At 47.5% G+C, this 16,581-nt stretch carries 12 protein-coding genes; 9 read left to right on the top strand and 3 right to left on the bottom strand.

Translation table 11 applies throughout. From position 1 onward, the window contains the following. The first annotated feature begins 312 nt into the window (after positions 1 to 312). The 9 genes from ACVA58_RS03120 (at position 313) to aroC (ending at position 12,477) form a co-directional block, all read left to right on the top strand. Entirely contained in the window at positions 313 to 1,416 is a 1,104-nt protein-coding gene (locus ACVA58_RS03120) for an efflux RND transporter periplasmic adaptor subunit (protein ID WP_446508973.1), read from the top strand. Beyond that, the gene (locus ACVA58_RS03115; RefSeq protein ID WP_446508972.1) at positions 1,416 to 4,553 is read left to right on the top strand and encodes a multidrug efflux RND transporter permease subunit; all 3,138 of its coding nucleotides are present in this window, start codon (positions 1,416 to 1,418) and stop codon (positions 4,551 to 4,553) included. Before ACVA58_RS03120 ends, ACVA58_RS03115 begins: the two co-directional genes overlap by 1 nt. 461 nt (positions 4,554 to 5,014) lie before the next feature. Then, positions 5,015 to 5,764, top strand: coding sequence for an ETEC_3214 domain-containing protein (locus tag ACVA58_RS03110; RefSeq protein WP_446508971.1), 750 nt, complete (start codon positions 5,015 to 5,017; stop codon positions 5,762 to 5,764). Between the two features lie 14 nt (positions 5,765 to 5,778). Beyond that, positions 5,779 to 6,759, top strand: a complete 981-nt coding sequence (locus ACVA58_RS03105; RefSeq protein WP_446508970.1) for a hypothetical protein — start codon at positions 5,779 to 5,781, stop codon at positions 6,757 to 6,759. Positions 6,760 to 6,789: 30 nt separating this feature from the next. Continuing rightward, a complete protein-coding gene (locus ACVA58_RS03100; RefSeq protein WP_446508969.1) occupies positions 6,790 to 7,839 on the top strand; it encodes a hypothetical protein in 1,050 nt (349 codons plus the stop codon). A 6-nt stretch (positions 7,840 to 7,845) separates the two neighbouring features. Next, positions 7,846 to 8,436 carry a hypothetical protein gene (locus tag ACVA58_RS03095; RefSeq protein ID WP_446508968.1) on the top strand — a complete coding sequence of 197 codons (591 nt, stop codon included), beginning with the start codon at positions 7,846 to 7,848 and terminating at the stop codon, positions 8,434 to 8,436. Positions 8,437 to 8,465: 29 nt separating this feature from the next. Beyond that, a complete protein-coding gene (locus ACVA58_RS03090) occupies positions 8,466 to 9,797 on the top strand; it encodes a transglycosylase SLT domain-containing protein (protein ID WP_446508967.1) in 1,332 nt (443 codons plus the stop codon). A 198-nt stretch (positions 9,798 to 9,995) separates the two neighbouring features. Further along, positions 9,996 to 11,153, top strand: a complete 1,158-nt coding sequence (rluF, locus tag ACVA58_RS03085; RefSeq protein WP_446508966.1) for a 23S rRNA pseudouridine(2604) synthase RluF — start codon at positions 9,996 to 9,998, stop codon at positions 11,151 to 11,153. A 238-nt stretch (positions 11,154 to 11,391) separates the two neighbouring features. Next, positions 11,392 to 12,477: a chorismate synthase gene (aroC, locus tag ACVA58_RS03080; protein ID WP_446506366.1), complete on the top strand. Its 1,086-nt coding sequence runs from the start codon at positions 11,392 to 11,394 to the stop codon at positions 12,475 to 12,477. Between the two features lie 116 nt (positions 12,478 to 12,593). On the opposite strand, the gene ACVA58_RS03075 is transcribed toward aroC, so the two are convergent. The 3 genes from ACVA58_RS03075 to ACVA58_RS03065 all read right to left on the bottom strand — a co-directional run bounded on the left by ACVA58_RS03075 (position 12,594) and on the right by ACVA58_RS03065 (position 16,459). Further along, the gene (locus tag ACVA58_RS03075) at positions 12,594 to 13,241 is read right to left on the bottom strand and encodes a trimeric intracellular cation channel family protein (protein ID WP_446508965.1); all 648 of its coding nucleotides are present in this window, start codon (positions 13,239 to 13,241) and stop codon (positions 12,594 to 12,596) included. Positions 13,242 to 13,512: 271 nt separating this feature from the next. Further along, a complete protein-coding gene (locus tag ACVA58_RS03070; RefSeq protein WP_446508964.1) occupies positions 13,513 to 14,832 on the bottom strand; it encodes an outer membrane protein transport protein in 1,320 nt (439 codons plus the stop codon). A 355-nt stretch (positions 14,833 to 15,187) separates the two neighbouring features. Continuing rightward, positions 15,188 to 16,459, bottom strand: a complete 1,272-nt coding sequence (locus tag ACVA58_RS03065; RefSeq protein ID WP_446508963.1) for an outer membrane protein transport protein — start codon at positions 16,457 to 16,459, stop codon at positions 15,188 to 15,190. Positions 16,460 to 16,581: the final 122 nt, after the last annotated feature.

The following is a 16,581-nucleotide window of genomic DNA, read 5'->3' as shown; positions in this document are numbered from 1 at the left end:
GAGATGGATTCGAACCATCGAAGGCAGAGCCGTCAGATTTACAGTCTGATCCCTTTGGCCACTCGGGAACCCCTCCACAAGTGCGGAGCGCATATTAGCAAACCGAGATGAACTGTAAACCCTTTTCCTTACTATTTTTGACTGCTTGCTGCTATTTTCATCATATTGTTGATTGAGCTGGCGTTATCGACGTTTTTAGCAACAATTTCCCCCCTTAGGTAAATGTGACATTGCTTTTCTTTACACTTCTTTACCCCGCTTAAGGGTTGGTTCAGATATCATGCCTGCAGTTTAAAATAAATGGATTCCATAATGAAAAAGGTCCTTGTTGCGGCACTGGTGACTGCCGCGTTAACAGGTAGCGGATATTTTTACTTCCAGAGTCAATCTATGGCAGCTGAACAGCCCGCTGCGCGCTCGGCGCGAGAGATCCCTGTGACGCTTGGTGAAGTTAGCGCCCATCCTGTTGCACAGTCTCTGTCATTGGTTGGTAAGCTCGAAGCGCAGCGTTCCGTTAATGTTGCTACTCAAGTTGCTGCCCGTGTCGAGCAAATTGCGATTGGGGTAAATAGCAAGGCCGAGAAAGGTGATCTGTTGGTGCAGCTTGATGATGCCAAGCCGAAAGCCGCTTATGCAGAAGCCCAAGCGTACCTAAATGATGAAAAAAGAAAGTACAACGAATATCAAACGCTGGTGAGCCGTGGGGCGATCACTCAAACCGAATTGGATGCCCAGCTTGCGAGTGTCAGTATCGCTGATGCCCGATTGCAGGCGGCAAAAGCAGATTTGGATGACCATGCTATCCGCGCACCCTTTAGCGGTACGGTGGGTTTGGTCGATTTTAGCGAAGGGCACATGCTGACTGTTGGCAGCGAGCTGTTCTCGCTAGATGACTTGTCGCTGATGCGTTTGGATATCCAGGTGCCAGAACAATACCTGTCATTCTTGCGCGAAGGGATGACCGTCGAAGCGACCAGTCAGGCATGGTTGGGTACAACTTTTAGCGGTGAAATCAAAGCCATTGATTCGCGTGTTCAGGCCGATTCTCTCAATATTCGCGTTCGTGTGGTGTTTGATAACCAAGACGGCTTGCTCAAGCCGGGAATGCTGATGGCGGCCAATATTGGTTTTGCCCCGCAAGATGCTGCCGTGATCCCGGTGCAGGCTCTGGAATACTCCGGTACCAAGCGTTTTGTTTACCTGGTTGATGAAGCCGGTAAAGCTCACCGCACTGAAGTACAGCTTGGTGTTCGGGTGGAAAATGAAGTGGTTATCGAGTCAGGGATCGGTATTGGTGATCGCATTGTCGTCCAGGGACTGGTCAATATGCGTGACGGTGTACAGGTTAATGACATTATGGCGCAGCAAACCAATGGTGCGCCGAAACAACAAGTCCCAACTGGAGATGATGCTTAATGTGGTTATCTGATGTATCGGTAAAGCGTCCGGTTGTCGCTATCGTTCTCAGCTTGCTGTTGGTGGTGTTTGGCTTGGTGTCCTTTTCCAAGCTGTCGGTACGAGAAATGCCGGATGTTGAAAACCCAGTAGTGACGGTGTCGACGAGCTACTCGGGGGCCTCTGCCACCATTATGGAAAGCCGGATCACCACGATACTCGAAGATCAGCTTTCGGGGATCAGTGGGATCGAGAGTATTACCTCTACCACTCGTAATGGTTCGTCGCGAATCACCATTGAATTTGAACTAGGCTGGGATCTAACCGAAGGTGTCAGTGATGTACGTGATGCCGTATCGCGTGCTCAGCGCCGTCTGCCTGATGAAGCCGATGATCCCGTGGTATCGAAGGATAACGGCTCGGGTGAGCCTGCGGTGTATATCAATCTTACTTCAAGTGTGATGGATCGTACGCAGCTGACCGATTATGCCGAGCGTGTTCTGATGGACCGATTCAGTCTGATCAACGGTGTCAGCTCCGTCAACCTCAGCGGTGCTTTGTATCGTGTCATGTACGTCAAGTTGATGCCTGATCAAATGGCTGGGCGTGGTGTGACCACCAGTGACATCGTTAATGCGCTGAAGTTGGAAAACGTTGAATTGCCGGGCGGTGAAGTGCGTAATGACACCACGACGATGTCGGTACGTACCGCGCGCTTGTACCAAGATGCGTCAGACTTCGATTATCTCGTTGTGCGCACCGCCGAAGATGGTTCGCCAATTTACCTCAAAGATGTCGCTCAAGTCGGGATTGGTGCGCAGAACGAAAATGCCACTTTTAAAAACAACGGGATCTCAAACCTGAGCCTTGGCATGGTGACCATGACCGACGCCAACCCGCTGAATGTCTCTAAAGCCGTATACGAAGAAGTTGAGCGAATGCAGCGCTTCTTGCCTGAAGGCACTGAGTTGTATGTTGACTATGACTCGACGATCTTTATCGACCGCTCGATTCAGGAAGTCTATAGCACCTTGTTTGTTACCGGCTTGCTGGTGGTATTGGTACTTTACATATTTATCGGTCAGGCACGTGCAACCTTGATCCCGGCGGTGACTGTTCCGGTATCGTTGATTTCTGCCTTTATGGTGGCTTATTTCTTAGGTTTCTCTATTAACCTGTTGACCTTGATGGCATTGATATTGGCCATCGGTCTGGTGGTGGATGATGCCATCGTGGTGGTGGAAAACATCTACCACCACATTGAGCGCGGTGAGCCGCCACTACTGGCCGCTTATAAAGGTACCCGTGAAGTTGGCTTTGCGGTTGTTGCGACCACGGTTGTATTGGTCATGGTGTTTCTGCCGATCTCCTTTATGGACGGTATGGTTGGGCCATTGTTCACCGAGTTCGCGGTACTGTTGGCAATGGCAGTCATTTTCTCGTCGATTGTCGCATTGACCTTGAGCCCGGTACTGGGCAGTAAGCTACTGAAAGCCAATGTGAAGCCGAGCAAATTCAATCTTTGGGTTGACCGTATGTTTGGCCGTTTGGAAGCCAGCTACCGCAAGATCGTGACGGCGTCGGTGCGTTACCGCTATGGCGCACCATTTATCGTATTGGCCTTCGTTGTTCTGAGCGCTGTACTGATGAAAACGGTGCCTTCACAGCTAGCCCCGCAGGAAGACCGTGGCGTTATTTTTGCCTTCGTAAAAGGTGCTGAAGGGACCAGCTACAACCGTATGGTCGGTAACATCGAAGAAGTGGAAGACCGTTTGTTGCCGATGGTCGGTCAAGGAGTCATTAAATCAGTCTCTATCCAGACCCCTGCGTTTGGCGGCCGTGCCGGTGACCAGACTGGCTTTGTGATCATGCAGCTCGAGAACTGGGAAGATCGCGATGTTTCGGCAACAGATGCGTTGGACATGGTGCGTAAATCGCTGAACGGGATCCCGGATGTACGCGTGTGGCCGTTTATGCCGGGCTTCCGTGGTGGATCGTCCGAGCCTATCCAGTTCGTGCTTAACGGTGCGGATTATAGCGAGTTGTTCCAATGGGCAAGTAAGTTGAAAGACCTTGCCGAAGATAACCCGATGATGGAAGGTGCCGATCTCGATTACGCTGAAACTACACCTGAATTGGTGGTATCGGTTAACCGCGAGCGTGCAGCTGAACTGGGGATCCCGGTCAATGATATCGCCGAGACCTTGGAAGTTATGCTGGGTGGCCGCAGTGAAACGACGTTCATTGACCGCGGTGAAGAATACGATGTGTATTTGCGCGGTGATGAAAACAGTTTTAATAACGCCTCGGATTTGAGTCAGATCTATGTCCGTACCCGTACTGGTCAATTGATTACATTGGAGTCGTTGGCGGAAGTGGAAGAGGTCGCCTCGGCACAGCGGCTAAGCCACAACCAGAAGCAGAAGTCGATCACCCTAAAAGCGAATTTGGTTCCAGGCTACACCTTGGGTCAGGCACTGGATTTCTTGGATGAGCAAGCTTTATCGATGCTCCCTAGCGATATCGTTATTGATTATGCTGGTGAGTCGAAAGATTTCCGTGAAAACCAGAGCAGTATCCTTATGGTGTTTGGTTTGGCACTGTTAGTTGCTTATCTGGTGCTGGCAGCGCAGTTTGAAAGCTTTATTAACCCGATGGTTGTAATGCTAACAGTACCAATGGGGATTTTCGGTGGATTAGCCGGGTTGATGATCATGGATCAGAGCCTCAATATCTTCAGTCAGATCGGTATGATCATGCTGATAGGTATGGTGACCAAGAACGGTATCTTGATTGTCGAGTTTGCCAACCAGCTTCGTGATAAAGGTGTACCGTTCGAGAAGGCGATCATTGATGCCTCTGAGCGTCGCTTGCGACCAATTCTAATGACCGCATTTACCACCCTGTTCGGTTCGGTTCCGTTGATCCTTTCAACTGGTGCTGGCTCGGAAGGGCGTATTGCGGTGGGTGTTGTGGTGTTCTTCGGTATGGCGTTCGCGACTTTTGTTACCCTGATTGTCATTCCGGCAATGTACCGCCTGATGGCCGCCAATACCAAGTCGCCGGGCTATGTGGCTGAGCAGTTGGAGAAAGCACTTCATCAAGAGCACTCAGACCAACTAGCCTATGGTGATACGTCTGTAACGGATTCGAAATAGCGGTTGATGCCGTGAGCAATAACATCCTTTGCCAAACAAGCCGCCCTCTTAGGGCGGCTTTTTTATTTGTTTTACTTTTTGTGAATAGTTATTCGCATGGGAGGGGCGAAGCTAGATGATAACAATGTGCATAGTTGGGCTTATACCGAATATGAATTGGCCGTTTTTAATAACAAAAAAATTCCTTTAGGGAATAAGGGGTAATAAAAAAGGTTGTTTTATTATTTAAATAGCAATGAACTATTGAGGTGAATATTAAGCAGTCTTTATTTTGGGATTAATATTAATTTTATAAAAGTGATCGTTTGGTGATCAGTTAAGGTTGATTTGCGTGTTTTGCAAGCAGTTAGATGCTTGCTATGTTGAATGATTTTTGCTTGGTTAATAGTATGTTTTGTTGAATTTAATTCTGCTGGAAATTATCAGTAGTGAGCCTTTATTCATCAATTAAATAAAAACTTATGCAAAACGACGAATCTGTTTTAAATTCAAAATCTAATTTTTGGATAAAAATGCATAGTATTTCTTTGGCTGTTGTCGCCATTATGCTTTCTCTAGGGCAATGGAATGATACTAAAGATGCTGTTGAAATGATTTATGAGTCCATCATTACGAATTGGACAAATGAAATCGAATATGAACAACTTTCAAAAATTAAAGTGGGTCAAACTGAAGGTTATATTGAAGAATTAATGGGTGTCGCTCAAGCGTCAAAAAAATCCAAATTAAACCCAGACATTACTTTTTTTTATTATGGTGAAGAGAAGTATTTATTAACCATAGCAATAAAGCAGAACAGGGTTGCCGGGTATAGCGTCACAGCGTTGAAAGACCACTTTGCAATGACCGTTCCTTTTACCGAGTTAACCTTGCTTGATACGCCAATATCAGCATTGAACAATGACCTCGAAAACTATTTTACTGACAACGGTAACCTTGATTATTACGCCGAGTCTTATTCTCTTGGCCGTAATGCCATGTTTTACAACCTAGGACTTGGTGTTGTGGATTATGGCTTGATGGGGGAAAGCGCATCTCAGCGACTTCAAGCGATAAACCACAAGTTAAATAGCGGAGGTGAGTTATTATTCAGTGACTTAACTGCGTTGCGTGCTGCTGCGCCAAACTTCTATGCAATCTCTGAGCTTCCTGCTGATCTGATGGTGGAAGCGATGCTCACACGGTTTGAATTTACAGCATTTTTTAACTAATGAGCATTAAAACAATGAAGATGAAAACTCTGTTAGCATTAGTGGGTGGTTTACTACTCGCTGGCTGTCAATCAACTCAAACACCAGAATGGGTGTTGCATCAAACACCTGATACCAACATATCATATTATGCTGTTGGCCATGGTGGAACACTTCGTAACGCCAAAAATTTGGCGATGGATAATATTAATAAAAAGCTATGGATTCAGGTTGAATCGTCAGGATCCTTGCGTCAAATTGTACGCGATGTGAATGGTAGCGAAGATTATCTGACCCAAAGTGATTCAAATGTGAATGTAAAAACAGCGCCGCTTGTTTTAGCTGGTGTTCAATATAGTCGTAGCGAAAATAGTGATGGTGTTTATTATGTGGAAGCAAAGATATCTCGCGAAAATATTATTCATCAGCTCAATCAAGAGTTGGTAACTATTGATGAGAGTTCAAAAACACAATTACTGAGTTTTAAGCACTCCGACCCATTAATTTGGTGGTTGGATAATCGTGATACAAAAAATGTAAAACAGAACATGCTGACTCGCAGGGCGATGTTACTTGCCGCAAGTAATGGCAATGACCATGGTGTACCCATGGACAGTGTAATAGAACTTGAACGCCAAACTAATAAAACAAAGAGTCAATTGCTATTTAGTGTTAAAGCTGAAAACCGTGATGCATGGATGAGTGAATTTATTAAAAATCATCTATCAGAGAAACAAATTTCTGTCACTAGCGGCCCGCAACAGAATAATGGTGCGACCCACCAAATATCGCTGACCACAGACTGGCGTCAAAGCAAGGTTGGAGATGCATATATTTCTACGGTTATCGCCAAAATCGCCCTGCAAAATAAAAATGGTAAAACCATCGCAAGTCGTGAAGTGATTGCAACCGGGAACTCTATTTCGAATTTTACCCGTTCGAAAGAGAGTACATCCCGCCACTTTTCTGCCCAAATAAGTGACCAAGGAATATGGCACTTTTTAGGGCTAATTTAACTCTATTACAATAAATGGATAATTAGGTTCATGTCTAAAAAATTACTATTAGCAGCGAGTATCACCACTGTTCTAACGGGGTGTATGAGCACGCCAGCACCAGAAGGTGTCTGTCACTCGAGCACCGCGATTAACATTCCGCAAAGTGACGTTAAAGTGAAAACCTCTCAGGGCAAAAAAGCCATCGTATTGCCGGTTGACGTTGCCCGTGGTGTTGATTACCCATCAGTGTTGTCTTCGGCTTTCCAGCACCGCCTTGAGAGCCAGGTGGATGACTCTGGAGCTAAACTGGTCGACCGCTCTTTGGCTGGCAAACTTAAGCAAGAAATTCAGCTGGCAGAAGAAAGCGGCCGCTTCAACACATCAGGTGTCGCAATTGCTGATTACGCCGTATTGGCAGAGATAACGTCATCAAGCTTGAGCTATTCATTTGATGATGAAGAATACAAAACCAACGATGATGGTGACGAGAAATACTACCCAGCCGAGTGTACCTTTACAGGTAAAGTAGAAGGTATTGTAAAGGTCGTTGAGCTACCAAGCATGGAGGTAGTGAAGCGTATCGAACTGAAATCAGCGGAAGTAAGCTCATTCGAGCAGGATTACCCAGATTCAGATTGCCCTATCTCCAATGGCCAATATAAGCGCATTATGCAAGAAGCGGCAAAGAACGCCGTGAACCGTAATGACGATCTGAAAAACCAGCTAGCGCCAAGCGGTGTGGTTGAAGAGCTACGCCAGTGTGATGAGTACGGTACCATGGTGCGCGTTAACATGGGAACGACCTTGGGTATTCGTCCAGAACAGGTGGTTGAAATAACGACGTATGAACGAGTGGTAGAGGCTGACGGTAGTAACAACGATGAGCCTTACCCTGTTGGTGACGGTAAAGTGGCTGCAGAAGATAACCGTTATGGCTTGAGAGCGAACTACTCTTGGGTTGGCATTGATGCGGAAAATGCGCTGAAAATCCAACGTGGTGATTTGGTCGAAGCTCGCTACGACAGCGGCTGTAATGATATGCCTGAGGTGCTTCAGCAAGCATGTTGGGAAATCTATGAATCTTTTACCAAGGGGTAATGAATAATGAAAAAGTTACTTCTATCTAGCGCCTTGGTATTTGCTCTGGCCGGCTGTCAGTCAACAGGCGGTAATAATGTTCAGGAGCTGACCTGCTATTATCCTGATTCTGTCCAGCATGAAGCGCCAAAGTGGGTGTGCGATGTCATGCCTGACAGCATTGTTATCGGCAGTGTTGGTTACGCTAAGAAAAGCGCAGCAGGCATGAGCGTGATGCGTACTATCGCGGTGAATGATGCGCGTCGCGGTTTGGCTGAGCAGTTTGAATCAAATGTGAATACCATGTTCAAGCAAGCGATGTCTGCAACGGTGCAATCGACCGGTGAAGCTGTGACTGAAGATGTGAACGAGCAGTTTGAGTCGGTGACTAAAACCATGACATCACGCTCACTATCGAATAGCCGTGTGATTGTTACTCAGCGCAGCCCTGCTGGTGGCCTATTTACTTTAGTGGGTATGGATCAGGCGACATACGACAGCAATGTTGTCCAGGTTGTTGAAGCGGCAAACAACAAAGAATCTGGTTTGTGGAATAAGTTCAACAATAAGAAAGCGGAAGAAAACCTGCAGCAAGCTCTGGATTCAATGATTCAGTAAGCAGCGCCAATACGGCTAAAAGGCTAAAAATGAAGTTAACCCGACTTGCGTGCTATTGCGCGCTGTTGCTATCTGTCCCGCTTGGCCATGCTAGCAGCGACCCATTTGCTGAACTTGATGCCGCTGTTGCCGAAGCGAACCAACCGCAATCGGCCCGCGATGCAGAGTTTGAAGCGTTTGTAGTTGAGTACATGGCTGAGTACCAAGCATGGCGTAGTGAGTACCTCAATGAGTTTGATGAATACCGCGCCCAGGTCATCGCCAAGTGGGGTGACGGTATTGTGTCGCAAAGCCATGTCAACGTTGAATACAGCGAAGACAAAGACGCTCGAACCATTATTGATTTTGAAAAAAATGAAGCAACGGTCGCTCTGTTGGTTGACAGCGATACTCGCCCAGAGCAGGCAAAAAAGCTGTTGAAACAAGCGGCTGAAAAGGCTCTGTCTCCGGGGGAAACCGTGCTTCGAGAAGCGGTTGGCGTCTCGAAAGAGCTGCCTGTTGGCGAGGTGATTGAAGCGTCAGTAAGCTTTGCTAAAGACGTTGAAATCGCCGCCAAAAAAGTGATTGTTGAGCAGTCACGGGCACAACTTCAAGAGATTGATAAAGAGTCGGAAGCGTTGCTGAACAAGAGCAAAGAAATCAGCGCTAACCTGGTTGAAAGTATCACGGTCAAGAAAAAAGAGCAGCTCATTGCCCAAACACGGGAGCGCGTGGTGGAGCTCGAGAAAATCTATGGCGAGGCGAGAGCCAAGGCATCGGTACTGACCAAGAAAAAGGTGGTTGAATACCGTATCCAGCTACCTGCCAATGGTTTAAGTCAGCGGGCGGCCAAATACGTTGATTTCGCCGAAAAGGAAAGTGAGCGCTTTGAGATCCCAGCGGCATTGGTCATGGCAATTATGCACTCTGAATCGAGTTTTAATCCGAAGGCTAAATCGCCGATCCCAGCCTATGGTTTGATGCAAATTGTGCCGACAACCGCGGGACATGATGTCAATGCTCGAGTCCGTAAAATCAATGCACCAATGCAGCCTGATGAACTCTATCTTGCTGATGTGAATGTCGAAACAGGCACGGCCTATCTGAATATCTTGGATAAAAGCTACCTAAAATCGATCACGGATCCGCAGAGCCGTTTGTATTGTACGATAGCGGCATATAATACCGGCGCAGGGAATGTTGCCAAAGCGTTCAATGCCGATGGCTCTCGCAATATTCGAAAAGCAGCAAAAGTGATTAATACACTTAGCTCGGATGAGGTGTACCAGAGACTGCTGCAAGATTTGCCTTATGATGAGACCAAAAACTACCTTAAAAAGGTGACGACTCGCATTGCACTCTACGAGCAGCATAGCGTGTAAACTGACGGAAAATGCCACCAATGGGTGGCATTTTCTTTATTCCGCCTGTATATCGTTGATCTCTAGCCCAATGGCATCCTCTCTCAAGGTTTTCTTTCCCTCTTTTCATCGGTGTTGATAGAATTAAGGCAATGATGGCCAAATAGTATTTGGCGCAACCTTGATCGCGTTGTGAAACGCACAGTATAGAAGAAAACTATGTCTCAAAATCAGCCTAACAAGGGTGCTGCAAACGGCGAGCAGAGCCAAGCAGTGCGACTTAACAAATTTATCAGTGATACAGGCTATTGCTCACGCCGGGAGGCGGACAAGCTTATAGATCAAGGAAGGGTGACGGTTAACGGTCAAGAGCCAGAGATGGGCGTTAAAGTCATGCCTGGCGATGATGTCCTGGTTGACGACAAGCCGCTGCGCGCGAAGGAAGCACCTATTTATATCGCGTTGAATAAGCCTGCAGGTATTACCTGTACGACTGAGCGCCATATTCCGGATAACATTGTTGACTTTATCGGTCACCGTAAGCGTATTTTCCCAATTGGTCGTTTGGATAAGCCTTCTGATGGTTTGATCTTCCTGACCAATGACGGTGATATCGTAAACAAAATTCTGCGTGCCGGTAACTCACACGAAAAAGAATATGTAGTGCGTGTCGATAAGCTAATTACCCAAGAATTTATTGATAAAATGGCTTCTGGGGTCGAAATTCTCGACACCGTGACCTTGCCGTGTAAGGTCACCAAGGAAACCAACTACTCATTCCGCATTGTACTAACGCAGGGCCTGAACCGTCAGATCCGCCGTATGTGTGAAGCGTTGGGTTACGATGTATTCAAGTTGCGCCGTGTGCGTATTATGAACATCAGCATTGATGGTTTGCCAAACGGTAAGTGGCGTTATCTGACTGATGCGGAAATTGGCGAGATCAACAGTCTGATAGCCGATTCGAGCAAGACCGAAGAAGCGTCTAAAGTGGATGGTGAAGGCAAGAACATCAAGAAAGCGACGGATGCCAAGCTGTTTGATAGCCGTCAGCAAGAAGGCGAAGGTAAGATCAAGTATAAGACTTACCAAGGTAAGGGAGAGCCGAATCGCCGTCGCCATAGTGGTGAGCGCAGTGATCGTGGTGACCGCCGTGATGATCGCCGCGGTGGTCAAGGTCGCAGCCAAGGCCAGAATAACGGTCAGGACCGTCAGGATGAGCGCAGAAGCCCACGTCCGGGGCGTGGCGTACAGCCAGGCCACCGCCGCAACCAGCGTGATGACGAAGCCTCAGGCTCTCGTAACAGTTCAGGCTCTCGCAACAGCAGTGGCGGTTCAAGCAAAATCCAAAAGTGGAAATCGCCGAAGAGTGAATAACACTTTACTAGCCTGAATGGGTATCAAAAAAGCGGACATAGGTTGTCCGCTTTTTTTGTATTTCAGCGGTGGAATAATTTCTGCCATATTCGCGCTTGCAATCACGCCAACGAATTTGCAATATTGTACTCATTGACGAAAACACTTGATAACCGAGTTATCACTTGGCCGGCCTTGCCAACAATGTCGGTTACACGTCCTGCGGGGCGAAAAGCGGTACGAATTCACAGAGGAAGTAATGGCAGGCAATACTATTGGACAACAATTTCGCGTCACCACTTTCGGTGAAAGTCATGGTTTGGCGCTGGGCTGCATTATTGACGGCTGCCCTCCGGGACTCGAACTGACTGAAGCGGATATGCAACATGACTTGGACCGTCGTCGTCCGGGTACCTCAAAATATACCACTCAGCGCCGTGAGCCTGATGAAGTCAAAATTCTCTCTGGCGTGTTCGAAGGCCAGACAACAGGTACGTCGATCGGCCTGCTGATTGAAAACACTGATCAGCGCTCTAAGGACTACTCGAACATTAAAGATTTGTTCCGCCCTGGCCATGCCGATTACACCTATCACCAGAAATACGGTATCCGTGATTACCGTGGTGGTGGCCGATCGTCTGCCCGTGAAACCGCGATGCGTGTTGCTGCCGGTGCCGTTGCTAAGAAATACCTTAAGCAGGTGCATGGTATTGAAGTGCGTGCTTACCTATCGCAAATGGGCGATGTCAAAATTGACAAGGTCGACTGGGAGCAAGTAGAGCAGAACGCCTTTTTCTGCCCGGATGCGGATAAAGTTGACGCGTTCGACGAACTGATCCGTAAGCTGAAGAAAGACGGTGACTCTATCGGTGCCAAGCTGACCGTCGTTGCGAACAATGTGCCGGTTGGCCTAGGTGAGCCGGTATTTGACCGTCTTGATGCGGATATTGCCCACTCACTGATGAGCATCAACGCCGTAAAAGGTGTGGAAATTGGCGACGGCTTTGAGGTTGTCGAGCAGCGTGGTAGTGAGCACCGTGATGCCATGACGCCTGAAGGCTTTAAGTCCAACCATGCTGGCGGTATTCTTGGCGGGATCTCTTCAGGCCAAGATATTGTGGCTCATATTGCGCTGAAGCCTACCTCAAGTATTACGGTACCGGGTGAGACGATTACCAGCCAAGGTGAGACTGCTGAGGTGATCACTAAAGGTCGCCATGACCCATGCGTGGGGATCCGTGCGGTACCGATTGCTGAGGCGATGCTGGCTATCACCCTGATGGATCATCTGTTGCGTCATCGTGGCCAGAATGCCGATGTGCTAACAGAGACGCCAAAGATTTAATTGCTCCAGATGCAAAAAAGCGAGGACATGTCCTCGCTTTTTTGTGTTCCACAGAGAACAGCGATTTTAACCTGCAAGACTGATCAAATGTTTATGTAGGTTGGTATCACTTTGAATTAACTTTTTGGTGCTTCTAGCTTCTCTGCGGCAGGCTCAATCTCTTCCAATCGAAAGACGGGTAAGCTCCAGCCAAACTGTACCGCGGCAACTCGAATACTGAAACCCACCACTAATGTACTGATAGTGACAATCGTCTCCTCCACACCCAAGTAAAGCAAACCGTAATACATGGCACCTGCGATGAAGGCCACTGATGCGTAAAACTCTTTTTGCAGTACCAGTGGAGGGCGGCGGGTGATCATATCTCTTAGCAGGCCACCAAATACGCCAGTGACGACAGCAGCAACGAGGCAGATTAATGGTGACAAGCCCATATCCATCGCCACACGACAGCCGATAATGCTAAAGACAATCAAGCCTAGCGAATCAAGTAACACAAATACCTTATGGAAGCGAACCACCTGTGGTGCAACCATGGTCGTGAATAGCCCGGCAAGGCAAGTGATCGCTAGGTATTGCGGATTAGCTACCCAGCCCAATGGGTAATGGCCAAGTAATACATCACGCACCGTACCGCCACCGATAGCCGTGGCACTGGCAACGAGCATGACACCAAACCAGTCCATATGACGCTTACCAGCAGCCAATGCACCAGTCATGGCTTCCGCGGTGATCCCGATGATGTAGAGAGTTGTTAATAGCATGAGAATAATCGATGTAAATAAGAATGCCTGAGAGTGATTGCGATTTTATGCCGCGTTTTTACTGGCGTCTAATGAAATGAATTTTTTGATACATGAATGTGATTCATGCTTAAAGGGCGGGAAAAGCAGGTTCTGGGCCATAGGCTCTTGGAAGAGCAACAGCAGAAGTCGAGAGAGAAAGGGCTGAAATATAAAAAAGAGCGCCACATGGGCACTCTTTGATATTTTAGCCAATAGCCAATAGCCAATAGCCAATAGCCAATAGCCAATATTAGAAGCGGTAGTTAGCCTGAATACCTGCTAGCCAGACGTTGCCGGTGGTTTCTCCTGAGAAGCTTGCGATAGGAGTACCATCAACATCTAGACTTTCATTCATAGATGCATCTTTAGCGAAGATGTAAGTAAAGCCAGCATCGAAGCTCAACGCGTCAGACCACTGGTAACCTGCACCTAGGCTCAGCCATAGACGATCGGTTTCAGGAATGGTCTGGGTGCGGTGCTCACTTCCTACAGCTGATGTGTCATACGCCACACCAGTACGCACTGCCAGTTTGTTGGTGTACTGGTAGGTCGCACCTAGGGCGATACGGTAGTTGTCTTCCCAGTTTTCTTCTTTGATAAGATCTGGGGTAGCACTGATAGATGGGATATTGGCTTCAAGTTTGTCGAAGCTGCTCCAGTCGGTCCAGTTAAAGCTAGCATGCATCGCAAGTTTGTCAGTTAGTTGGTGAAAACTGGCAATTTCTGCTGTTGCTGGCAGGGTGAGCGCCATGCTACCAGCGTACTTGCTACCAAAAGCTGATCCAGTTGCGATGTCATAGTATGCACCGGAAGCTTCGCCTTTTAGCTTAAGATCTACGGCAGAGCGGTAGTTTACGCCAATGCGGTTAGCATCGTTAATCTGCCAAGCCGCACCAAGCTGCCAGCCCCATGCCGCATCATCACCTTCCATGTATTTAAGATCTGCGCCTTGGGCTGCACCGATAAGGTTATCAACGTCATCAATGCCTGTTTGTGGCAGATTGTTAGGAATTGAAGCACCAAAGTGACCTTCGCCCATTACATAGCGAACACCCGCACCAATACTGAATTGATCGTTAATCTTGTAGGCAACGTTAGGGTTGATTTCAACTGACATAATATTGGCTTGGTTACCAAAAATAGTTCCCAAGAAATCGCCGCCAAGTTCAGTTTCCATGCCGTAGTTAGTTGCTAGCGCAAGGCCAACCGCCCATTGTTCATTCACTCGGTGTGAGATGTAGAAGTTAGGGATGACCGCAGAGTGTGCAATATCACTGGCTTTAGTTGTCGCCACTTTTTGACCAAGTAGGCTGACATCGCCTTCAACGTCAATGTTTGGATCAACATAGATTGCACCTACAGAAACCTGAGTTCCTTCAAGGTAAGTCATCATTGCTGGGTTGCGGAACTGGGCGCTGGCATTGTCTGCCATCGCCGCTTCACCGGCAAACGCGCGGCCAAGGCCAGTTGCAGAATATTCGGCAAGCTGGAAGCCTGCTGCCATGGTGCTGGTGCTAATGCCTAGTGTTAACGCTGCTGCTAGCGAAAGAGTAATTTTATTTTTGTTCATCAGTCTAATATGTTCGCTGAAATTCAATGGAGCGAATCATACGCCTTAGAGTAAAAGCTTTAAGTTATTCTTGAGCTCAATCATTCAATAGGATGAAAGTATCGTATTTGTGCGAAAAATCAGAATTAGATCTGGTAATGCTTGTTCAATATATTCTGGTCGGATGACTGTTCAGCGTACAGGTGTATATTAATAAGCATATTTCAGCGACGGGGTGTGCGCTCAGTTAGGCGAGGTTTGTGATTTCATTGGTAGATGGAAGAAGCAGATAGCGGCAGAACAGCTAGTTAGGCTAGGTACAAAAAAGGAGCCATTCGGCTCCTTTTATTAAGCTTTAACGCTTATGTTCGCTGAATTAGAACGAACGGCTGTACTGAACACCGTATAGCCACGCGTTTGCGCGTGTTGTTGCTGTGATAGCAGATACTGGGCTGCCATCTGGAGCAACAGTAGCTTCTGTCGCAGTTACATCCTTACCTACAAGGTAAGTCAAACCAAAGTCGATGTTAGACTTGCTGTCTAGGTGGTAAGTGAAACCGCCCGAGAACCAGTTACGGTCTGAATCAGGTACAGAGATAGATGTTCTCTTGTCCTGTGCGCTGGTGTCGTGCATGTAACCAGCACGTAGAGTCCAGTCGTTGTTCAGGTAGTAAGTACCACCAATCGCGTAGTGCCAGCCATCCTGCCATTCGTATTCGTTAAGCACTTGGCCGCCAGAGGTTTCCAGCTTGTCAAATGCGCTCCAACCGATCCACTGTACACTATAGTGAACCGCAAATTGCTGGTTCAAACGGTGGTAACCAGAGAACTCTGCCATATCCGGAAGAGGGATAGCAAGGTCTTGGTTGCTGATATCGCCGCCACCCGTTTGGAAGTGCATATCACCGTCAACGTCTAGCTCAGGGCTGTAACGGTAAGAAAGACCAAAGCGGTGGTTTTCGTTTAGCTCATAAACGGTACCGATGTTCCAGCCAAAGCCAACACCATCAGCGTCTACGTCAAGTAGTGGGCCTTCAACACCAGTACCTGCTTGTAGGCCACCTTCGATAAATTTATTTGAACGTTTTAGCTCACCTGAACCGTAGATGATGTCCAGGCCACCACCGACACTCCACTGCTCATTGATGCGGTAAGAAGCTGCAAGCGCGAAGTTGATGCTCTTAACATCGGTCAGGCCGCCGTATTCGTTGGCGGCAAAGTCATCGTTGAATTCCGTTTTGGTACCAAAATTCGAATAGATACCACCACCGACTGTCCACTGCTCATTGATTGGGTGGATGTAATAGATGTTAGGTACTGGGGACACATCACCCACAGACTGGGAGTTTAGATCTTGCGGAGCTCCACCAGTAGATGGACCTGCGTAAGTGATATTTTTAACTTCGATATCCGTGTCAACGGCATTGATACCCAAAGAAATAGCAGGCGCATCAAATAGAGACATAGCCGCAGCATTACGAGACATTGCAGATGCGTTATCGGCGATAACAGCATCACCGGCAAATGCACGGCCAAGGCCAGTTGCTGATTGTGCGTTTAGCTGGAAACCAGCTGCCATTGCTTGTTGTGAAGCCATCGTGATTGCAACAGCAACCAGTGACTTAGTAAACAGACGCTTCTTGTTCATATTTATAGTTATTCCTAATTATATAGCATTTTTTTATCTGCCTCTTTGTGCAGATTGCGCAAGATTGTATGGTTGGTTGGCATTTGATCAAAGCAGACCAGTTAGCAACCTGTTGATTGTTA

This window comes from Photobacterium sp. DNB22_13_2 (assembly GCF_052873915.1).
Note: the sequence above shows the minus strand (reverse complement) of the source record. Positions and strands in the feature narration are given on the sequence as shown.